The 20,310-nt window shown below is 68.2% G+C and carries 18 protein-coding genes; 13 read left to right on the top strand and 5 right to left on the bottom strand.

Annotated features, from left to right (window positions below; all coding sequences use genetic code 11):
• Positions 1–14: 14 nt before the first annotated feature.
• Positions 15–1,121 (bottom strand): dual-specificity RNA methyltransferase RlmN, encoded by a 1,107-nt coding sequence (gene rlmN / locus AOZ06_RS44545; protein WP_054294884.1) that lies wholly within the window; start codon positions 1,119–1,121, stop codon positions 15–17.
• Between the two features lie 94 nt (positions 1,122–1,215).
• Here rlmN and AOZ06_RS44540 point away from each other — a divergent pair, with 94 nt between their 5' ends.
• The gene (locus tag AOZ06_RS44540; RefSeq protein WP_054294883.1) at positions 1,216–1,914 is read left to right on the top strand and encodes a peptidylprolyl isomerase; all 699 of its coding nucleotides are present in this window, start codon (positions 1,216–1,218) and stop codon (positions 1,912–1,914) included.
• Here the strand turns inward: AOZ06_RS44540 and AOZ06_RS44535 are convergent.
• Positions 1,898–2,599: a PP2C family protein-serine/threonine phosphatase gene (locus tag AOZ06_RS44535; protein WP_054294882.1), complete on the bottom strand. Its 702-nt coding sequence runs from the start codon at positions 2,597–2,599 to the stop codon at positions 1,898–1,900. The two genes, AOZ06_RS44540 and AOZ06_RS44535, sit on opposite strands and share 17 nt — an antisense overlap.
• Before the next feature lie 18 nt (positions 2,600–2,617).
• On the opposite strand from AOZ06_RS44535, the gene AOZ06_RS44530 reads away from it, so the two are divergent.
• Positions 2,618–2,971 carry an arsenate reductase family protein gene (locus tag AOZ06_RS44530; RefSeq protein ID WP_054294881.1) on the top strand — a complete coding sequence of 118 codons (354 nt, stop codon included), beginning with the start codon at positions 2,618–2,620 and terminating at the stop codon, positions 2,969–2,971.
• On the opposite strand, the gene AOZ06_RS44525 is transcribed toward AOZ06_RS44530, so the two are convergent.
• A complete protein-coding gene (locus AOZ06_RS44525) occupies positions 2,968–3,456 on the bottom strand; it encodes a beta-class carbonic anhydrase (RefSeq protein WP_054294880.1) in 489 nt (162 codons plus the stop codon). The two genes, AOZ06_RS44530 and AOZ06_RS44525, sit on opposite strands and share 4 nt — an antisense overlap.
• Positions 3,457–3,605: 149 nt before the next feature.
• On the opposite strand from AOZ06_RS44525, the gene AOZ06_RS44520 reads away from it, so the two are divergent.
• Positions 3,606–5,387: a hypothetical protein gene (locus AOZ06_RS44520; RefSeq protein WP_157233587.1), complete on the top strand. Its 1,782-nt coding sequence runs from the start codon at positions 3,606–3,608 to the stop codon at positions 5,385–5,387.
• 4 nt (positions 5,388–5,391) lie between these two features.
• Here the strand turns inward: AOZ06_RS44520 and AOZ06_RS44515 are convergent, their stop codons facing one another.
• Positions 5,392–5,652, bottom strand: coding sequence for a DUF2631 domain-containing protein (locus tag AOZ06_RS44515; RefSeq protein ID WP_054294878.1), 261 nt, complete (start codon positions 5,650–5,652; stop codon positions 5,392–5,394).
• 85 nt (positions 5,653–5,737) lie between these two features.
• On the opposite strand from AOZ06_RS44515, the gene dxr reads away from it, so the two are divergent.
• The 7 genes from dxr to map are packed head-to-tail and all read left to right on the top strand — an operon-like array spanning position 5,738 to position 13,637.
• Positions 5,738–6,898 carry a 1-deoxy-D-xylulose-5-phosphate reductoisomerase gene (gene dxr, locus AOZ06_RS44510; RefSeq protein WP_218921880.1) on the top strand — a complete coding sequence of 387 codons (1,161 nt, stop codon included), beginning with the start codon at positions 5,738–5,740 and terminating at the stop codon, positions 6,896–6,898.
• 3 nt (positions 6,899–6,901) lie between these two features.
• A complete protein-coding gene (locus AOZ06_RS44505; protein ID WP_054294876.1) occupies positions 6,902–8,116 on the top strand; it encodes a M50 family metallopeptidase in 1,215 nt (404 codons plus the stop codon).
• 15 nt (positions 8,117–8,131) lie between these two features.
• Complete coding sequence (ispG, locus tag AOZ06_RS44500; protein ID WP_054294875.1) at positions 8,132–9,292, top strand: flavodoxin-dependent (E)-4-hydroxy-3-methylbut-2-enyl-diphosphate synthase; 1,161 nt, start codon at positions 8,132–8,134, stop codon at positions 9,290–9,292.
• Complete coding sequence (locus AOZ06_RS44495) at positions 9,289–10,047, top strand: hypothetical protein (protein WP_054294874.1); 759 nt, start codon at positions 9,289–9,291, stop codon at positions 10,045–10,047. Before ispG ends, AOZ06_RS44495 begins: the two co-directional genes overlap by 4 nt.
• Before the next feature lie 56 nt (positions 10,048–10,103).
• Positions 10,104–10,958, top strand: a complete 855-nt coding sequence (locus AOZ06_RS44490) for a GNAT family N-acetyltransferase (protein ID WP_054294873.1) — start codon at positions 10,104–10,106, stop codon at positions 10,956–10,958.
• Between the two features lie 18 nt (positions 10,959–10,976).
• On the top strand, positions 10,977–12,767 hold the full coding sequence (locus tag AOZ06_RS44485) for a penicillin-binding transpeptidase domain-containing protein (RefSeq protein ID WP_335338333.1): 1,791 nt from the start codon (positions 10,977–10,979) through the stop codon (positions 12,765–12,767).
• 9 nt (positions 12,768–12,776) lie between these two features.
• Positions 12,777–13,637: a type I methionyl aminopeptidase gene (gene map / locus AOZ06_RS44480; protein WP_054294871.1), complete on the top strand. Its 861-nt coding sequence runs from the start codon at positions 12,777–12,779 to the stop codon at positions 13,635–13,637.
• 86 nt (positions 13,638–13,723) lie between these two features.
• Here map and AOZ06_RS44475 read toward each other — a convergent pair whose 3' ends face one another.
• A complete protein-coding gene (locus AOZ06_RS44475; RefSeq protein WP_054294870.1) occupies positions 13,724–14,407 on the bottom strand; it encodes a FadR/GntR family transcriptional regulator in 684 nt (227 codons plus the stop codon).
• Positions 14,408–14,581: 174 nt separating this feature from the next.
• Between AOZ06_RS44475 and hrpA the strand changes: the two genes are divergently transcribed.
• The 3 genes from hrpA to AOZ06_RS44460 all read left to right on the top strand — a co-directional run bounded on the left by hrpA (position 14,582) and on the right by AOZ06_RS44460 (position 20,284).
• The gene (gene hrpA / locus AOZ06_RS44470; protein ID WP_083472342.1) at positions 14,582–18,451 is read left to right on the top strand and encodes an ATP-dependent RNA helicase HrpA; all 3,870 of its coding nucleotides are present in this window, start codon (positions 14,582–14,584) and stop codon (positions 18,449–18,451) included.
• A 348-nt stretch (positions 18,452–18,799) separates the two neighbouring features.
• On the top strand, positions 18,800–19,720 hold the full coding sequence (locus tag AOZ06_RS44465) for a serine-rich family protein (protein ID WP_157233586.1): 921 nt from the start codon (positions 18,800–18,802) through the stop codon (positions 19,718–19,720).
• Between the two features lie 285 nt (positions 19,721–20,005).
• Positions 20,006–20,284, top strand: a complete 279-nt coding sequence (locus AOZ06_RS44460) for a hypothetical protein (protein ID WP_157233585.1) — start codon at positions 20,006–20,008, stop codon at positions 20,282–20,284.
• The last annotated feature ends 26 nt before the right edge of the window (positions 20,285–20,310 follow it).

Below are 20,310 nucleotides of genomic sequence, written 5' to 3'. Positions count from 1 at the left end.
CGCGTCCTCGGTCGTCAGCCTTCGGCGGCGAGTTGGCCGCAGGCGGCGGCGATCTCCCGGCCGCGGGTGTCACGGACGGTGCAGGCGACCCCGGCGGCGTTGACGCGGCGGACGAACTCGGCTTCGACGTGCTTGGGGGAGGCGTCCCATTTCGAGCCCGGTGTCGGGTTCAGCGGGATGACGTTGACGTGCGCGAACTGGCCCAAGTGCCGGTGCAACAACTTGCCGAGCAGGTCGGCGCGCCACGGCTGGTCGTTGATTTCCTTGATCAACGCGTATTCGATCGAGACTCGGCGGCCGGTCTTCTCCGCGTATCCCCGCGCGGCTTCCAGGACCTCGGTGACCTTCCACCGCGTGTTCACGGGTACGAGGGTGTCGCGCAGTTCGTCGTCCGGGGTGTGCAGGGACACTGCGAGGCGGACTTGCAAGCCTTCTTCGGTCAGTTTGCGGATCGCCGGGACCAGGCCGACCGTCGACACGGTCACCGAGCGCTGGGAGATGCCCAGGCCCTCCGGTGACGGGTCGCAGATCCGCCGCACGGCCGCGACCACGCGCTTGTAGTTCGCCAGCGGCTCGCCCATGCCCATGAAAACGATGTTGGACAGCCTGCCGGGGCCGCCGGACATGTCACCGTCTCGCATCGCTGCCGCGCCGTGGCGGACCTGGTCGACGATCTCCGCTGTCGACATGTTGCGTTGCAGGCCGCCTTGGCCGGTCGCGCAGAACGGGCACGCCATGCCACAACCCGCCTGGCTCGACACGCAGAGCGTCGTGCGGTCGGGGTAGCGCATCAACACGCTTTCCAGCAGCGTGCCGTCGTGGGCGCGCCACAGCGTCTTGCGGGTCGTTCCGTCGTCACATTGCACGTGACGCACGACCGTCAGCAGCGGCGGCAGCAGCTCGTCCGCCAGGCGCTGCCGGGTTTCGGCGGGGATGTCGGTCATCGCCGACGGGTCCGCGGTCAGCCGGGCGAAGTAATGGTGTGACAGCTGATTCGCACGAAAGGGTTTCTCACCCAGTGCGACGACCGCTTCCCGGCGTTCGGCGGCGGAGAGGTCAGCTAGGTGGCGCGGCGGCAGGCCGCGCTTGGGCGCGTCGAAGACGAGAGGCAGAGCGGTCATAGCCCTACCAGTGTGGCACAGCCCTACTTACGCCAGTGCTCAGCGAAGGCAAACGGCTCTACACTCCGCGCCGGAACCAAACAGGGAGGACATCGTGGTCCGTTCGATCATCGTGGCTGGCGTCATCGCGACAGCCGCCGTGTTCGTGCCGGGTGTGGCGTCAGCCACCACCCCCGACGCGACTCGCGGCCCCTGCCAGTACACGAAAACCCCGGAGGAGCCGGCCTCGCGGCCCGTCCCCTTACCCCCTGACCCGCGCCGGACCCCGTCGCACGGCACCGTGCGCGTGGATCTGCCCACCAACCAAGGCAAGATCGACCTCACGCTCGACCGCGCCAAAGCGCCCTGCACCGTGCAGAGCTTCCTGCACCTGGCGCGGCACCGCTTCTACGACTTCACGTCCTGTCATCGGCTGACCAGCTACCCGACGCTGAAGGTCCTGCAGTGCGGCGACCCGTCCGGCACCGGCGAAGGCAGCCCCGGCTACCGCTACAAGGACGAACTGCCCACCGACCTGCCGCCCGCGCCGACCGACCCGACCGGTGAGCGCAAGGTCTACGCACGCGGCGTGCTCGCGATGGCCAACGCCGGACCGAACACCAACGGCAGCCAGTTCTTCCTTGTGTACGGGGATTCCGCGTTGCGGCCCAACTACACGATCTTCGGTACGGTCGGCGCGTCTGGTCTGTCCGCATTGGACAAGGTGGCGGCCGGTGGCGTCGAGCCGCCTGGCACGACCGACGGCAGGCCCGCGCTGCCGGTGAACATCCGCAAGGTCAGGTCGTACTGCTGACCTGGACGACGATCGCGGTGGCGTTGTCGTTGCCGCCCGCGGCCCCGGCTCGCGCCAGCAGGTCCCGCACCATCGCGGAGGGGGTCGTGCCCGACCCCAGGGTCTCCAGGATCCGGTGGTACGGGACCTGCTCGGCGACACCGTCCGTGCAGAGCAGCAACACGTCCCCCGGCCGCGAGTCGACGTGCATGACGTCAGGCGCCGGTGCCCCGGGATGTCCGATGTAGCGGGTGAGCTGGTAGCGCGCGGCGGCTGCCTGCGCCGAGTCGAACGGGAACCAGCCGTTCACCGCGCCGAGCCACGCCATCGTGTGGTCCACCGTCAGCAGTTCGAGCAGTCCGGCGCGCAGCCGGTACAGCCGCGAGTCCCCGATCTGGGCGGCCAGGAAGCCGTCGCCGGTTCGCCACAACGCTGTCAGCGTGCACCCGGCCAGCCCGCCGATCTGCCTGCCGAACGCGCTGACCTCCCGGTGTGCCCTGGCGACCGCGTCGCGGATCCCCGCGACCGTCGGCGGCGCGGCGGCCACGACGTCCACAGTGGTCCGTCCGGCCATCGCGCTGCCCGGCCCGTCGCCCATGCCGTCCGCGACCACGGCCACCAACGGGTCGTCGCCGAGGTGGCACGCGTCGAAGTTCGCCGGGTAGCGGTTTCCCGTCTCGCTCCCGGCTGCCGCTGCGGTGTTCATCCCAGTACCGTAGGGCCGGTGGAGATCTGGGTGAATCCGGCGTGCTCCAAGTGCCGGTCCGCGGTGAAGATGCTGGACGAGGCCGGGAGCGCGTACACCGTCCGGCGATACCTCGAGGACCCGCCGACGGCGGAGGAACTCGGCGAGGTGCTGGCGCGGCTCGGGTTGCAGCCGTGGGAGGTCGCGCGCACCCAGGAGAAGGTCGCCAAGGAGCTCGGCTTGCCGGCGTGGCCGAAGGACGCAGGCAGCCGTGGCCGCTGGATCGAGGCGATGGTCGCCAACCCCATCCTGATCCAGCGGCCGATCATCACGGCTGACGACGGCAGCGCGGTCGTCGGTCGTACCGAGGAAGCGGTGCGGAAGGTTCTTTAGCCGACTTCGTTGAGCTTTCCGGTGGCGACGTCGAACACGAAGCCGCGCACCGAATCTTTCACGGGGATGAACGGGCTGTTCTTGATCCGCGCGACGGATTGGCGCACATCGTCGTCCAAGTCCGGGAATGCCTCGGCCGCCCACGACGGCTTCACCCCGACGTCCTCCAAGATCGACTGTTTGAACCCGTCGTCGGTGAACGTCAACATGCCGCAGTCGGTGTGGTGGATCAAAATGATCTCTTTGGTCCCGAGCAGCCGCTGGCTGATCGCCAGCGAACGGATCTCGTCCTCGGTCACGACACCACCGGCGTTGCGAATGACGTGTGCCTCGCCCTCGTTGAGGCCGAGCACGCCGTAGACGTTGATCCTGGCGTCCATGCAGGCCACGACCGCGACCTGCTTGGCAGGCGGAAGCGGGAGCGGCCCTTGGAAACTCTCCGCATAACGTGCGTTGTTGGCGAGCAGTTCATCGGTGACGGACATGTCCTGGTCCTGTCGTGAGGGTCGGTTACGAACCGTGCCCGACTAGTTCATTCATGAATGCGAATCAACGCAACGTAGCCCATATGGTGGGACTTGCGGCGCAGGCATAAAGGGCAGCTGGTCCATGCGTTTGGGGGAATATCGGTGTCGTGCGCATTCGGGTGGGGATCCTGGCATCGGCTGGTGTGCTCGGCTTGGTCGCCTGCACGGGACCTGAGCGCACGGGAACGCAGCCGTTGAACACCGAACCGGTCACCGGGCAGGGGCCGGACATCTGCTCCCTGCTGCCGCGCGTGGCGCTCGCGCACATGACGGCCCACGCGGAGGAGAACCTGACGACAGTCGGGGAGGTACCCGACACGGTCAACGTCGACAGCCTGCGGTGCGAGGTGCTCGTCGCCGAGGACGTGACGCGCAAAACCATTGCGACGTTACGGATCGACGCCGACCAGGTCGCGGTGATCAGACGGGTCAGCGCGGCGACCGAGGTCGCGGCGGCGCGCTCGGCGCGTGCCCCGCTGGGCAATCCGCTGCGGACCGGAACCGAGACCGCTCCGGCCGTCTCGCTGGCCGTCACGTGCGGCGGGCGGCCTGTCCACATCGGAATCGAGATCACCGGGTACGACGACAGGCGCGGCAAGCTCGATCAGGACCTCGCCGACCTTTCCGGTGTCGTGGCGGGGAAGTACGGCGTACGGCGCGGCTGCGCCGCCGAGGTCGCCGCGCCGCTGCCCGAACAACCGCGCGGCACCGTGCGGATGGTGGCTGGCAACGGCGGCTCGGGTGTCGCAAATGGATCCGGGCAGGGGCAGTCCACAAGCATCGGTCACGTCGAAGCGCTGACCACAGCGCCCGACGGCACCGTCTACTTCGTCGCGCGCCAGTACGGACCGTCGGTCAACCCGCGCACCGCGGACGACAGCGCCGGCAGGTGGGGCGACACCCTGCGGATCCTGCGCGCGCGTCCGGACAACACCGTCGAAGTGGTGTGGGATCCCAATCTGGCGCCGTTCTCGACCAACGACGACCCCGTCCCCGGTGATCTCTCCGAGAAGCTCCGGTTGCAGGGCCGTGACACCACCGGCGCGGTCAGCGGGATCGTCCTGCGCGGCAATCAGGTCTGGCTGCTGCCCGCGAACACGAGCACGCGCCCTGTGGACGGCAGGTTGTCTCGGCCGGTGCGCGTCATCCAGCTCAACGGCGGCCGTGCGGTCGACCTCAGGGCGATCAAGGCACCACTCGACCAGGACACCACTCGCGTGACGGACCTGAACGGCCAGCGCCTCGCCGACGGCGTGGCCGCGTGGAACACCGCGCAGTTCAGCGCGCTCGCGTTCGACGGGGAAACACCTGTCCTGCTGGACACCACGCAGAGCAGGGTGTGGCGGATCGAATCGGCACGGGACGGCAAAGTCGTCGAGGCGACCGTGGTGCCGCTCGGTGCGGTGATCGCGACCGGCAGCCCCGGGGCGGGGCTGTCCGGTGGCCGGTTCGCCGTCAGCACCCCGGAGGGTGGACTTGTGATCCTGGACTCACGCGGTCGGATGATGGTGTCGATACCCGCCGTCAACGCCGAGATCGACGGTGTCGGGCCGTGCTCGCTGGAACTGGGCCGCCGTCAGCTCGCGGCGGCCGGGGACGACGTCATCGTGCACGCGGTGGCCGACCAGGTGCCCGCACCCGCGGTCGTGCGCGTCGACACGCAGCGCGGGATCTCGCGGACGATCCAGGTCAGCGGCTATCCGGGGCCGGTCGACCCGGCCAGCGGCGTGCCGGCGACCCGGTTCGACAAGTCCTTCGGCACGTCCGCGAACGCCACCGGGCTGTTCGCCACGGGGTGGCCGGTGTCCGCGTTGGGCGCCGTCGGCGGTGACGTGCTGCTGGCGCCCTACGGCACGGGCATCATCTACGAACTCGTGCCGCGGGGCTGAGAGCTCAGCGGCGCCACGAGGTGCGGCGGCGGACCTGGTCGATCACCAGCAGGATGACCAGGCCGACCCCGGTCCCGATCAGCCAGAGGTCCTCGGTGCGGCCGGTGTGGTTGCCGATCAGGTAGAAGAACATGGCGGCGGCGGTGAACCACCCGCCGACCCGCATGCCGATGGGGAAGCTGCCGTGCCAGCCCCACTCGGCCGACGGCTCGTCCTCCGGGCTGACGGTGTGCGCCTGAGCCTTCTCGGTCTTCGAGCTCGCCACGGAACCCCTCCTCGATCATGCCTCGTACTGGGCCCAATCGTCCCACATGGCCCTCTGGAGCACGCCCCAGGCCCGGTCCGGGACAATGAGCGAGATGTCCGCAAACACTCGTTCTGTTCTCCTGCTCGGCTCCACCGGTTCGATCGGCACTCAGGCCCTCGAGGTGATCGCGGCCAACCCGGACAAGTTCCAGGTCGTCGGCCTCGCGGCGGGCGGTGCGAACCCGGGCGTGGTGGCGAGACAGGCCCGCGAATTCGGGGTCAAGGCGGTTGCCCTGACCGACGCGCCCGCCGATCTGGACCTCGGCGATGTGCGACTGTTCACAGGCGCCCGCGCGGTGCTCGACCTGATCGAGTACGCGCCGGCCGATGTGATCCTCAACGGCATCACCGGCTCGCGTGGGCTCGAACCCACCCTGCACTCGCTGGCCACCGGCGCGCGGCTGGCGCTGGCCAACAAGGAGTCGCTGATCGCGGGCGGCTCGCTGGTGCTCAAAGCGGCGAAACCCGGCCAGCTCGTGCCGGTCGACTCCGAGCACTCCGCGCTGGCGCAGTGCCTGCGCGGCGGGCGCGCCGAGGAGGTCGACCGGCTCGTGGTGACGGCGTCCGGCGGCCCGTTCCGCGGCCGCGGCGCCGGCGAGCTCGAAGGCGTCACCCCGGACGAGGCAATGGCCCATCCGACCTGGTCGATGGGGCCGGTGATCACGATCAACTCGGCCACGCTGGTCAACAAGGGCCTCGAGGTGATCGAGGCGCACCTGCTGTTCGGCGTGCCCTACGACCGGATCGACGTGGTCGTCCACCCGCAGTCGATCATCCACTCGATGGTCACGTTCACCGACGGCTCCACGCTGGCCCAGGCCAGCCCGCCGGACATGCGGCTGCCGATCTCGCTGGCGCTGGGCTGGCCGCAGCGGCTCGCGGGCTCGGCCACGCCGTGCCGCTGGGACCAGGCGGCGCAGTGGACCTTCGAACCGCTGGACGACGAGGTGTTCCCGGCGGTCCGGCTGGCCCGCCAGGCCGGGGTGGCCGGTGGCTGCCACCCGGCGATCTACAACGCGGCCAACGAGGAGGCCGTCCAGGCTTTCGTCGACCTGAACGTCGGTTTCACGTCGATCGTGGAGACTGTGGGGCGAGTGCTGGGTGAGGCGGACGCCTGGCGGGCCGAGCCGGGCAGCGTGGACGAGGTGCTTGCCGCCGAGCAGTGGGCGAGAACGCGTGCCCGGGAAATTCTGGGAAGGAACTAGAGCGTGATCTTCTTCATCGGGGTCGTGCTGTTCGCGCTCGGCATCGGCCTTTCGGTCGCGCTGCACGAGGCCGGGCACATGCTGACCGCCAAGTGGTTCGGCATGAAGGTGCGCCGCTACTTCATCGGCTTCGGTCCGAAGATCTTCTCGTTCCGCCGGGGTGAGACCGAGTACGGCCTGAAGGCCATCCCCGGCGGCGGGTTCTGCGACATCGCGGGCATGACCGCGCTGGACGAGCTCACGCCGGACGAGGAGAAGCGCGCGATGTGGCGCTACCCGGCGTGGAAGCGCGTGATCGTGATGGTCGCCGGTTCGGTGACGCACTTCATCCTCGGCTTCGTCATCCTCTACATCCTCGCCGCGACCATGGGCCTGCCGAACCTGGTGGACAAGCCGGTCGTGGCCAGCACCGCGTGCGTCCAGAGTGACACCATCGACATGGACCCGAAGAAGCCGCGTCCGCCGTGCGCCGCGAGCGACCAGGGTCCGGCGGCGCAGGCGGGTCTGCGCGCCGGTGACCAGATCGTCGCGGTGAACGGCAAGCAGACGCCGACCTTCACCGACCTGCGGACCACGTTGAAGCCGCTGTCGGGTCCACAGCGGATCACCGTCGACCGCGACGGTACGGAACAGACGTTCACTGTGGACGTGACCGTCGCGCAGCGCCTGGTCGAGAACAAGGAAGGCCAGCGGTCGCTGCAGGCCCAGGGCAGCATCGGCGTGCTGCGGGCGGGTGTCTTCGAGTACAACGCGTGGGACGCGATCGGCGGTTCGGTCTCGTTCACCGGCGACATGTTCGTCAAGACCTGGGAAGGCCTGATCAGGTTCCCCGAGCGCATCCCGGCTGTGGTGCGCGCCATAGGTGGCGGAGAACGCGATCCCGACACGCCGGTCAGCGTCGTCGGCGCGAGTATTCTCGGTGGTGACGCGGTTGAGCGTGGCTTGTGGGACGTTGTCTTGCTGCTGCTGGCGAGCCTCAACTTCTTCATCGGCGTGTTCAACCTGCTGCCGCTGTTGCCGCTGGACGGGGGACACATAGCGGTGATCGTCTACGAGAAGATCCGCAACTGGCTGCGCAGACTGCGCGGCAAGCCGGCGGGTGGCCCCGTGGACTACTCGAAACTGATGGCCGTCACCATGGTGGTGGTGTTCATCGGTGGAGCGGTGATGCTGCTCACGATCACCGCGGACATCGTCAACCCGATCAGGCTCAATTAGCTCAGAGGAGATCTCATGACCAGCGGCGAAGTGCTGCTCGGCATGCCGTCGCTTCCGCCACCAGTGTTGTCCGAGCGCCGCAAGACCAGGCAGCTGATGGTCGGTTCGGTCGGTGTGGGCAGCGAGTTCCCGGTGTCGGTGCAGTCGATGACCACGACGGTGACCGCCGACGTGAACGCGACGCTGCAGCAGATCGCGGAGCTGACCGCGTCCGGCTGCGACATCGTGCGGGTGGCGTGCCCGTCGCAGGACGACGCCGAGGCGTTGCCCGCGATCGCGCGCAAGTCCCAGATCCCGGTGATCGCGGACATCCACTTCCAGCCGAAGTACGTGTTCGCCGCGATCGAGGCGGGCTGTGCCGCGGTGCGCGTGAACCCCGGCAACATCAAGAAGTTCGACGACAAGGTCAAGGAGATCGCCAAGGCGGCCAAGGACCACGGCACCCCGATCCGGATCGGCGTGAACGCCGGCTCGCTGGACCCGCGGTTGCTGGCCAAGTACGGCAAGGCCACGCCGGAGGCGTTGGTGGAGTCGGCGCTGTGGGAGGCGTCGCTGTTCGCCGAGCACGACTTCCACGACATCAAGATCTCGGTCAAGCACAACGACCCGGTCGTGATGGTCCGGGCGTACGAGCTGCTCGCGGAATCCTGCGACTACCCGCTGCACCTGGGCGTGACCGAGGCCGGTCCGGCGTTCCAGGGCACGATCAAGTCCGCGGTGGCCTTCGGCGCGCTGCTGCGCCAGGGCATCGGTGACACGATCCGCGTCTCGCTGTCCGCGCCGCCGGTCGAAGAGGTCAAGGTCGGCACGCAGATCCTGCAGTCGCTCAACCTGCGGCCACGCAAGCTGGAGATCGTCTCCTGCCCGTCCTGCGGGCGCGCCCAGGTGGACGTCTACAAGCTGGCCGACGAGGTGACCGCCGGACTGGAGGGCATGGAGGTCCCGCTGCGCGTGGCCGTCATGGGCTGCGTGGTGAACGGTCCCGGTGAGGCCCGCGAGGCGGACCTGGGTGTCGCGTCCGGCAACGGCAAGGGCCAGATCTTCGTGAAGGGCAAGGTCGTCAAGACGGTGCCCGAGCACCAGATCGTCGAGACGCTCATCGAGGAGGCCATGCGGATCGCCGAGGACATGGACCCGGCGGACGCGGGTGCACCGGTTGTGTCGGTGTCCGGGTGACCATCGACTTACCCGGGTGGCGGAGCCTGGACGACTCGGCCGCCCACGGCTTGGCGACGCGGATCGCCGAGGACACCGGATGCGGTCTGGTCGAGATCCGGCCGGACCGCGTCGCGCTGTTCGAACGGGACGGCACGCTGTTCGCCCTGGTTCCCGGTGGTGAGGTGACTGTCGGTTACGACATGGCAGCGTTCCGGCCGACGCCGGGGCAGCTGGCGAGCTACGCCGACTCCGCGGAGGAGTACAGCCTGCCCGACATCCGCGAGTTCGTGGCGAGCGTGACCACCCGCCGCAGGACCGTGCGTGTCCCGGCGCTGCTGGTCGCCGTGGAGGCCAGGGAGTCCGAGGAGGACGACTTCGAGGCCGAAAGTGCGGCACTGGCCGCGGCCGGGACGCGGTTGCCGACCCCGGACGAGTGGGAATGGGCGTGCGGTGCCGGTGCCAGCACTCTGTTCCGCTGGGGCGAGGACTGCCCGGTGGACACCTACCCGCTGAACCTGTCGGCGGATGACTGGCCGAACGCCTTCGGCCTGCGGATCGGGCTGGACCCGTACGACGCCGAACGGACAACGGACAAGGCCGTCGTGTGCGGCGGCGACGGCGGCGGGATGATCTGCGGCGGCTCGGGTTTCTTCCTGGGCTGGCTGTGCCTGGCGACCTCCTACCGGGACCCGTCGTTCGGCGAGCTCGTCGCCGAGGACCCGGAGATCGCGCACGACTCGTACTTCATCCGGCCGGTGATCCGGGTCGGCTGATGACTCCGGGTGATTCAGTCTCCTCGATTCCGGGTTCCATCTGGCACGCTTAGTAGGTGCTTCGGATGGCTTCCGCGCGGTTACTCGACGAACGAGACGGCATGGCGGTGCGGGCCGTGCTGGCCGCCGATCCGGTCGCGAGCTGCATGGTGGCGGCGCGGGTGGAGGCTGCCGGCCTGGACGCGTGGCGGCTCGGCGGCGAGCTGTGGGGAGCCGATGTCCGGCCGATGCGCAACGGCAGGCTCGACGGCCTCTGCTACGTCGGCCCGAACCTGATCCCGTTGCGCGGCAACAAGGCCGCGTTGCGCTGCTTCGCCGACCGGGCGCTGCGGCGCAGGCGGATGTGTTCGTCGCTGGTCGGTCCCGCCGAGCTGGTGCTCGGGATGTGGGCCGAGCTGGAGCCGGAGTGGGGCCCGCCGCGCGAGGTGCGGCCGGAGCAGCCGCTGATGGCGATCGGCGGGACGTCGCTGGTCAAGCCGGATCCGCTGGTCCGGCCGGTCCGCCCGGAGGAGCTGGACCGCTACCTGCCCGCGGCGATCGCCATGTTCATCGAGGAAGTCGGTGTCGACCCCAGGTTGGGCGACGGCGGCGCCGGGTACCGCGCGCGGGTGGCCGAGCTGATCGCGGGTGGCCGGGCGTTCGCCCGCTTCGAAGGCGGCGAAGTCGTGTTCAAGGCCGAGATCGGCGCGTTGTCCAAGTCGGTCGGCCAGATCCAGGGCGTCTGGGTGCACCCGGACCGGCGCGGCAGCGGCCTCGGCACAGCGGGCACAGCGGCCGTGGTCGAGCGCCTGGTGAAGGGTATGAACCGGACCGCGAGCCTGTACGTCAACTCGTTCAACGCGCCCGCCCGCGCCGCCTACCAGCGGATCGGCTTCGCACAGGTCGGGTGCTACGCGACTGTGCTGTTCTGATTCGGCATACTGCGCCGAGTGAGACGAACCGGGATTGTCGCGGCACTCTTGCTGGTCCTACCCGTCGCCGGGTGTGGGTTGTTCGGATCGGATCCGAGTGCCGAGGATGTCGCCGGTGAGTTCCTGACCGCGCTGGCCAACGGGGACACCGCGGGCGCCGCGGGCCGCACCGACTCGGCGGAGTCCGCGAAGACGCTGATGGACAACGTCCGCGGCGCGCTCAAGCCCGCCGGGATCAGGACCGAGGTCACCGGGTCGACCGAGCTGGAGGACAAGTCGGCCAAGGTGCGGTTCAACGCGGACTGGGACCTCGGCCGCGACCGGCACTGGACGTTCCAGGGTGAGGTGGAGATGCGCCCGGACAACGACTCGTGGCGGGTGCACTGGGCGCCGTCGGTGCTGCACCCCAAGCTCGGTGTGCAGCAGACCATCGGCGTACGGGACAAGGACGCCGTGCAGGCGCCCGTGCTCGACCGGGACGGGACACCGCTGCTGGCACCCGAACGGGTGGTCTCGGTCGTGCTGGACCCGGCGAAGGCCGGTGACGTCGCCGCGGTGGCCGGGGTGCTCGCCGCCGCGGTCGGCAAGGTCGACCAGACGATCACGCAGCAGACGATCATGGACGGTGTCGCCAAGACGCCCAAGGGCCAGTCGTACACCGTCGTGTCGTTGCGGGACGCGGACTACCAGGCGGCGAAGGCGCAGATCTACGAGCTGCCGGGGGTTCGGTTCATCGCCGGGACGAGGCTGCTGGCGGTGGACAAGAACCTCGCCACCCAGCTGCTGCCGACCATCCGCAAGCAGGTGGACGCTCAGGTCGCGGGCAAGGCCGGGTTCCGGGTGGTGACGCTCAACGCCGCGGGCGGCGAGGTCGAGGAGCTGTTCGTCAAGGACGCCGAGGCGGGCACGGCCGTGCACGTGACCCTCAGCCGCAAGGTCCAGGCGGCGGCCGAGGCCGCGATCGACCCGGTCGCCCAGGTGGCCGCGATCGTGGCGATCAAACCGTCCAGCGGCGAGCTGCTCGCGGTCGCGCAGAACGCCCCCGCCGACGCGCAGGGTTCGGTCGCGTTGACTGGCAGGTTCCCGCCGGGGTCCACGTTCAAGATCGCGACGGCGACAGCCGCCCTGCAGGGCGGCGCTGTGACAGCGGACACGCCGTCGCCGTGCCCCGGCTCGATCACGATCGGCCCGCGGGCGATCCCGAACAACAACGGCTTCGACAAGGGCACGATCCCGCTGCGGTCCGCGTTCGCGTTCTCGTGCAACACCACGTTCGCCAAGCTGGCCTCGCAGATGCAGCCGGACACGCTGTCGAACACGGCCAGGCAGTACGGCATCGGCGTGGACTACGTGATCCCGGGCGTGACGACGGTCACCGGTTCGGCGCCGCCCGCGAACGACCTCGTCGAGCGCGCCGAGGACGGCTTCGGCCAGGGCAAGGTACTGGCGTCGCCGTTCGGGCTGGCCGTGATGGCGTCGACGGTGGCGAGCGGGACTGTGCCGAAGGCCACGTTGTTCCGTGACAGCCCCACGAAGATGGACGCGGCACCGCAGCCGATCGCCGCACCGGTGCTGGATTCCGTGCGCGGCATGATGCGCGAGGTCGTCACGACCATCGGCGGGCCGCTCGCCCAGTTGCCCGACGTGCGCGGCAAGACGGGAACAGCCCAGTTCGGTGACGGCACCCACTCGCACGGGTGGTTCGCCGGTTACCAGGGTGATCTGGCGTTCGCCGTGCTGCTGACCGACACGGGCACGTCCGTCCCGGCCATTGACGTGACTGACAAGTTCCTGCGCGGGATCTCCTAGAGTTGGGGCATGCCCGTACGTGCCCCACTGACTACCGGCGCGCAAAGCCCGCGCCGCTCAGTCCCCGTCACCATCCCCCGGCCTGAGTACGTCGACAAGCCCGCTCCGGCGCGCAACACCGAGCCGACGTACGTGCAGAGCCCCGAGGTGATCGAGGCAATGCGGGTGGCGTCGCGGATCGCCGCGCAGGCGCTGCAGGAGGGCGGCAAGGCCGTCAAACCGGGCGCCACCACCGACGACATCGACGCGGTCGTGCACGAGTTCCTGCTCGACCACGCCGCCTACCCGTCGACCCTCGGCTACCGCAACTTCCCGAAGTCCTGCTGCACCTCGCTCAACGAGGTGATCTGCCACGGAATCCCGGACTCGACCGTGATCGAGGACGGCGACATCGTCAACATCGACGTCACCGCGTTCATCGGCGGTGTGCACGGCGACACGAACGCCACGTTCCTCGCCGGGGACGTCTCGGAGGAGAACCGGCTGCTCGTCGAGCGCACGCACGAGGCGACGATGCGCGCGATCAAGGCTGTCCGCCCCGGGCGGGCGCTGAACGTGATCGGCCGGGTGATCGAGGCGTACGCCAAGCGCTTCGGCTACGGCGTGGTCCGGGACTTCACCGGGCACGGCATCGGCCGCTCGTTCCACAGCGGGCTGGTGATCCTGCACTACGAGGAGCCGTCGGTGCAGACCGAGATCGAGGTGGGGATGACCTTCACCATCGAGCCGATGATCACGCTCGGCGGCATCGACTACGACATCTGGGACGACGGCTGGACCGTCACGACCAAGGACAAGAGCTGGACGGCCCAGTTCGAGCACACCATCGTGGTGACCGAGTCGGGTGCCGAGATCCTCACTCTTCCGTAGTACCCCCGACGGGGTAGATCGCTGAGCCGGATGCCAGGTCGGATGCCCCCAACCGCCACTTTGGGGGCATTCGGGTCACGGCTTCGTCAGGCCGGGTTCTCGGCCAGGTAGGTCAGCGCCTCGGCGAGGAAGCCGCCTGCCTCGCGCACGGCGCGCTCGGGGTCGCGGTCGCGGATGGCGTAGAGCAGTCCGTGGTGGTCGAGTTTGGGGGCGCCCGGCTGCGCCGTCTCGTCGATCGCCTCGATGCTGGCCTTGATCACCTCGGTCAGGCCCGCGTGCAACTCGGCCAGCAGCTTGTTGTGCGACGCGACGACCACGAGGTGGTGGAAGTCCGCGTCGGCCTGCACGAACTTGGCCCACTGGCCCGACGACGCGGCCTCGTCGCGCGTCTCGAGCAGGCGGGCGAGCTGTTCGAGCTGGGCTTCGGTGCGGTTGGTCGCCGCGAGGCGGGCACCGTCTGCTTCGAGGGCGCGCCGCACTTCCAGCACGTCGCGCAGCTCGGGACCGCACAGCCTGCGCACGGCACCCGACAGTTCACTTGTGGCACGCACGAACGTGCCGTCACCTTGGCGGACTTCGAGAAGCCCGGCGTGGGCGAGAGCGCGGACGGCCTCGCGAACGGTGTTGCGGCCGACGCCCAGAGCGGTCACGAGCTCGGGTTCGGTGGGGATTCGTTCGCCAACCCGCCACTCGCCCGTTGTGATCGCACTGCGCATCTGGTCGATCACCTGGTCGACAAGGCCGGCACGCCGGGTCGTGGCCAACGGCACGGTGTCATCCTCCCCACAAGATGTTCGGACAACCAAACATCCTACGTTTGTTGTAGTAGTCGACGATGTTCGTCGAATGAACAGACTGCCATCTCATCCTGCGTTTCGCGTAGGGCCGGTCGGTTTTTAATCCGCGGGTGCTGATCGCGGCCGTTGCTTATCCTGGTAGTCGAGATGGGTACCCCACCAAAGGATTCGACGCTCGCCGATTTGGCGCAGCGGCTGCCGGCTCTGACCCTGCGTGACGAGCGCAGGCTGGGCCGCCGCCTCGAAGGCGTCCGAAAGGTCCGCACGCCAGAAGCCCGCACCGCCGCGCTCGAGCAGATCGCCGCCGACATCACCTCGGCCGAGCTGAAGGTCGACGCGCGGCGCACAGCCATGCCCGAGATCACGTATCCCGACCAGCTGCCGGTCAGCCAGCGGCGCGACGAGATCCTCGCCGCGGTCCGCGACCACCAGGTGGTGATCGTCGCCGGCGAGACAGGGTCGGGCAAGACCACGCAGCTGCCGAAGATCTGCCTCGAACTCGGCCGCGGTGTCCGCGGCACGATCGGCCACACGCAGCCGCGCAGGCTGGCCGCGCGCACGGTCGCCGAGCGCATCGCCGAGGAGCTCGGCATCGAGCTGGGCGCCACGGTCGGCTACAAGGTCCGGTTCAACGACCAGATCAGCGACAGCACAGCGGTCAAGCTGATGACCGACGGCATCCTGCTCGCCGAGATCCAGTCCGACCGGATGCTGTCCCAGTACGACACGCTGATCATCGACGAGGCGCACGAACGCAGCCTCAACATCGACTTCATCCTCGGGTACGTCAAGCAGCTGCTGCCCAAGCGCCCCGACCTGAAGGTGATCATCACCTCGGCGACGATCGACCCGGAGCGGTTCTCCCGGCACTTCGGCGACGCGCCGATCGTCGAGGTCTCCGGCCGGACCTACCCCGTCGAGGTCCGCTACCGGCCGGTCATCGACCCGGACGACCCGGACGCCGACGAGGACCGCGACCAGACCCAGGCCATCCTCGACGCGGTGGACGAGCTCGCCGCCGAGGGCCCCGGCGACATCCTGGTGTTCCTCAGCGGCGAACGCGAGATCCGCGACACCGCCGAAGCGCTCACGAAACAGGACCTGAAGAACACCGAGATCCTGCCGCTGTACGCCCGGCTGTCGTTCGCCGAGCAGCACCGAGTGTTCCAGTCGCACCGCGGCAGGCGGATCGTGCTGGCCACGAACGTGGCCGAGACGTCGTTGACCGTGCCGGGCATCAAGTACGTGATCGACCCGGGCACCGCGCGGATCTCCCGGTACAGCAACCGGTTGAAGGTCCAGCGGCTGCCCATCGAGGCGGTCTCGCAGGCGTCGGCCAACCAGCGCAAAGGCCGCTGCGGGCGGGTCTCCGAAGGCATCTGCGTCCGGCTCTACACGCCAGACGACTTCGACGCGCGGCCGGAGTTCACCGACCCGGAGATCCTGCGCACCAACCTCGCGTCTGTCATCCTGCAGATGACCGCGGCGGGCCTCGGCGACATCGCGGCGTTCCCCTTCATCGACCCGCCGGACAAGCGCAACATCGCCGACGGCGTGAACCTGCTGCAGGAGCTGGGTGCGCTGGAGCCGTCCGGGTTGACGCAGCTGGGCCGCAAGCTCGCGCAGCTGCCCGTCGACCCCAGGCTCGCCCGGATGGTGCTCGCCGCGGACCGCAACGGCTGCGTGCACGAGGTCATGGTGATCACCGCCGCTCTGTCCATTCAGGACCCGCGGGAACGGCCGCAGGACAAGCAGGAGCAGGCGCAGCAGTCACACGCCCGGTTCGTCGACAAGACTTCGGACTTCCTGTCGTACCTGAACCTCTGGGAGTACCTGCGGGACAAGCAGAAGGAGTTGTCCGGCAACCGGTTCCGCAAGCTGTGCAAGGCGGAGTTCCTCAACTACCTGCGTGTCCGCGAGTGGCAGGACATCTATTCGCAGCTGCGCCAGGTGATGGACGTCAAACCGCCGTCGCCCGGCGGCGAGGTCGACGCGGTCCGCGTGCACCAGTCGCTGCTCGCGGGTCTGCTGTCGCACGTCGGCCTGCGTGACCCGCAGAAACAGGACTACATCGGCGCGCGAGGCGCCAGGTTCGCGGTGTTCCCCGGATCGGCGCTGTTCAAGAAGCCGCCGCAGTGGGTGATGGCGGCCGAACTCGTCGAGACGTCCCGGTTGTGGGGCCGGATCGCGGCGCGGATCGAGCCGGACTGGGTCGAGCCGCTGGCCACGCACCTGGTGAAGCGCACCTACAGCGAACCCCATTGGGAACGCAAGCAAGGCGCTGTGATGGCGACTGAACGCGTGACGCTGTACGGCATCCCGATCGTGGCGAACCGGAAGGTCAACTACGGCCGGATCGACCCGGAGCTGTCCAGGGAGATGTTCATCCGCAGCGCGCTGGTCGAGGGCGACTGGGAGACGCGGCACAAGTTCTTCCACGACAACCGCAAGCTGCTGACCGAGGTCGAGGAGCTGGAGAACCGGGCGCGGCGGCGTGACCTGCTGGTCGACGACGAGACGCTGTTCGACTTCTACGACCAGCGGATCGGCAAGGACGTCGTGTCGGGGCGGCACTTCGACACGTGGTGGAAGAAGACTCGCGGTGAGCAGCCGGAGCTGCTGACGTTCCCGACCGAGATGCTGCTCAACGCCAACGCGAAGACCGTGACTCCGCAGGCGTTCCCGGACGACTGGGAGCGCGACGGCCTCACCATGCGGCTGTCGTACCAGTTCGAACCGGGCCGCAAGGACGACGGAGTCACCGCGCACATCCCGTTGCCCGTGCTCAACCAGGTGAGTGCGGACGGGTTCGCCTGGCAGGTGCCGGGGCTGCGCGAGGAGATCATCACCGCGCTGCTGAAGTCCCTGCCCAAACAGGTGCGCCGCAACTTCGTACCGGCGCCGGACTGGGCCAAGGCGATCCTGCACCGGATCACCGACCTGGGCGAAGAGTCCCTGCTGGACGTGGTGGAACGCCAGATCAAGGCGCTGTCCGGGATCGCGGTCGCCCGCGCGGACTGGGACCTGAGCAAGGTCCCCGACCACCTGCGGGTGACGTACCGCGTCGTGGACGAGCGCCGCAAGCTGCTGGCTGAGGGCAAGGACCTCGGCGACCTCAAGCGCCGCCTGCAGCCCAAGATGCGCGAGACGCTGTCGTCGGCGGCGGGGGAGATCGAACGCAAGGGCCTGCGGACCTGGGAGATCGGCACGCTGCCGAAGATGCTCCGGCAGGAGCAGCACGGTTTCACCGTGACCGCGTATCCCGCTTTGGTCGACGCGGTGACAGCTGTGGACGTCCGGATGTTCGAGACGGAGGCCGAGCAGCGCGCGTCCATGTGGCAGGGCACGCGACGGCTGCTGCTGTTGAACACGGCGTCGCCGTTGAAGTACGTCCTCGGTCGGATGAGCAACACGGCGAAGCTGGCGTTGTCGGCGAATCCGCACCGCGACATGCAGGACTTCTTCGACGACTGCATCGCGTGCGCGGTGGACAAGATCGTCGCGGACGCGGGTGGCGTCGCGTGGACCGCCGAGGCGTTCAAAGCGTTGCAGGACAAGGTGCGCACGCAGTTGAACCCGACTGTCCTGGAAGCGGTGAACCAGGTCCAGGCCGCGCTCGCGGCGTACAACTCGGTGCAGACGCGGCTGTCGGCCATGGGCGGCAAACGGATCGAGCCGTCGCTGCACGACATCCGCCAGCAGCTGTCCCGGCTGGTCTACCGCGGGTTCGTCACCGCGACCGGCTACGACCAGCTGCCCAGCCTGGTCCGTTATCTGCGCGGCATCGAGCTGCGGCTCGACAAGCTGCCCGAACGCCCCGACCGCGACCTGGAGTGGGCCCAGATCGCGCAGGACGTGTGGCAGGCCTACCGGGAACTGCCCGACAGCCCGGAGGCGCGCCGGATCCGCTGGATGATCGAGGAACTGCGGCTGAGCTACTTCGCGCAGTCCATCAAGACCGCGTACGCGGTGTCGGAGAAGCGCATCTACCGCGCGATCGACCAGCTCATGGGGTGACACGCCGACGCGAATGAGGAAACACCCGTCCGGTGGCTGTTGCTGTGCGGCCACCGGACTTTCGTATTGCGGCATGGCCATATTGCGCGTTCTACATATGACTCGTTGTGCGGGCTGATTGCGCCGAACGGGCGGCCGTTAGCCTCCTTGAGCGTGAATGTCACGACCGTCTGGGCCGGTCAATTCCGGTATCGACGAGTGTGAAATTGACATGAACTGCGGTTTTGACGAGACCGCCAGGGGGTATGTGAATCCACCCGACCGTGGATCTGATTCTGTTCTACCTTGAGTGCGGGCGCTTGGCGGTGGCAGAGCGCCACTCGTGAAATTGAGAACAAGGAGCATTCGGTGATCATCAATCGATGGGCGGCGCGAGCTGTTCTGATCGGCGCATTGGCTCTGCCGGGGATGGGCACGGCGCATGCGGCGACGACAGCCGGCAAACCCGGTCACAACGATGCTGTGGTCAGCAACCTGAACGGCAACGCCAACCACATCAAGATCGCGAACCTGCTCGCCAACGCCAACAAGATCAAGGTCGTCAACTCGAACGCCAACCACAACAACACGGCGGTCCAGAACGCGCACTCCGACGACAACACCACCGCGGTCGGCAACAGCCACGCCAACCACAACAACACCGCTGTCGGCAACGACCACTCCAACTCGAACTTGACCGGCGTCGGCAATCACCACGCCAACGGCAACGACACCGCTGTCGGCAACGAGCACGCCGACCACAACGCGGTAGGCGTCAGCAACTCGCACGCCAACGGCAACAACACCGCCGTGGGCAACCACCACGCGGACAACAACTCCGTCTCGGTCGGCAACTCCGACGCCCACGGCAATGACACGGCCGTGGCGAACGACCACGCCGACCACAACGACGTCGTGGTCAGCAACGACGATGCCAACGGCAACAACACCGGCGTCCACAACGCCGGTTCCAGCCACAACACGGCTGTCGTGAGCAACAACGACGCCCACCACAACAACACGGCGGTTGACAACCACGACGCCGACCACACGACGACGGTGGTGAGCAACAACGCGAGCAACGGCAACGACACAGCAGTGTCCAACGCTCACGCCACCGGGTCCACGACTGTTGTGAGCAACAACGGCAGCAACGCCAACGGCACCGCAGTCAGCAATAGCGGTACCGGCAACAGCACCACCGTCGTTGCGAACAGCAGCGACCACAACAGCACATCTGTGACCAACAACGGCGACGGCAACACCGTTGTCGTGAGCAACAACGGCTGACAAACACATACCAGACAGCAAGTCCGCGAGCGGGACCGGGTTGCCGGTCCCGCTCGCTTCATTCGCGCCTGTTACCCGATCCGGTGGTGTTTCGGGCGGGCTCGTTCGCATTTTCCCAGTTCAGTGTTCACGATGCGTGTTCGCAGTTTTCTCGGTCGAGTGAACAATTGCTTAATGGTTTTGGTGGCGACGCGCGTATGGGTACTGTTTTCCCGTGCGATGCGGATCGTGGGTGCCGCCGATCCGTCCCTGTTGTCCCCGATTTGTCGTTGTGAAAGGTTTCTCATGCCTGCGAAGAGGCGTTTTGTTGTGCTCGGTGCCTTCGTGGCCGCCATGCTGTGCCAGGCCGGTCCCGCGTTCGCGGACCACGACGAGGACGTGCTCAGCGGTTTCGACGGCGACTCGCCGCTGATCAGCAACGTCAGCGTGGCGCCGATCCAGATGTGCGGCAGCGGTGTGTTCCTCACCGACGTGCCGGACGGCGTCAAGACGGGCAACTGCACCAACGCCCCGACCGGCAACCCGCTGCAGCAGCTGATCACCAACAGCACCATCATCGACTGACACCCCCGTGCGGGCCGCCTTCCGTG

Source organism: Kibdelosporangium phytohabitans (assembly GCF_001302585.1).
In the GTDB taxonomy this organism is placed as follows: Bacteria; Actinomycetota; Actinomycetes; order Mycobacteriales; family Pseudonocardiaceae; genus Kibdelosporangium; species Kibdelosporangium phytohabitans.
This window is presented reverse-complemented; position numbering and strand designations above follow the sequence as displayed.

Coding starts and splice junctions, on each gene's coding strand:
- rlmN (WP_054294884.1), bottom strand. CDS start 1,121: ATGACCGCTCTGCCTCTCGTCTTCGACGCGCCCAAGCGCGGCCTGCCG.
- AOZ06_RS44535 (WP_054294882.1), bottom strand. CDS start 2,599: ATGAACACCGCAGCGGCAGCCGGGAGCGAGACGGGAAACCGCTACCCG.
- AOZ06_RS44525 (WP_054294880.1), bottom strand. CDS start 3,456: ATGTCCGTCACCGATGAACTGCTCGCCAACAACGCACGTTATGCGGAG.
- dxr (WP_218921880.1), top strand. CDS start 5,738: ATGAGCGAGATGTCCGCAAACACTCGTTCTGTTCTCCTGCTCGGCTCC.
- ispG (WP_054294875.1), top strand. CDS start 8,132: ATGACCAGCGGCGAAGTGCTGCTCGGCATGCCGTCGCTTCCGCCACCA.
- map (WP_054294871.1), top strand. CDS start 12,777: ATGCCCGTACGTGCCCCACTGACTACCGGCGCGCAAAGCCCGCGCCGC.
- hrpA (WP_083472342.1), top strand. CDS start 14,582: ATGGGTACCCCACCAAAGGATTCGACGCTCGCCGATTTGGCGCAGCGG.
- AOZ06_RS44460 (WP_157233585.1), top strand. CDS start 20,006: ATGCCTGCGAAGAGGCGTTTTGTTGTGCTCGGTGCCTTCGTGGCCGCC.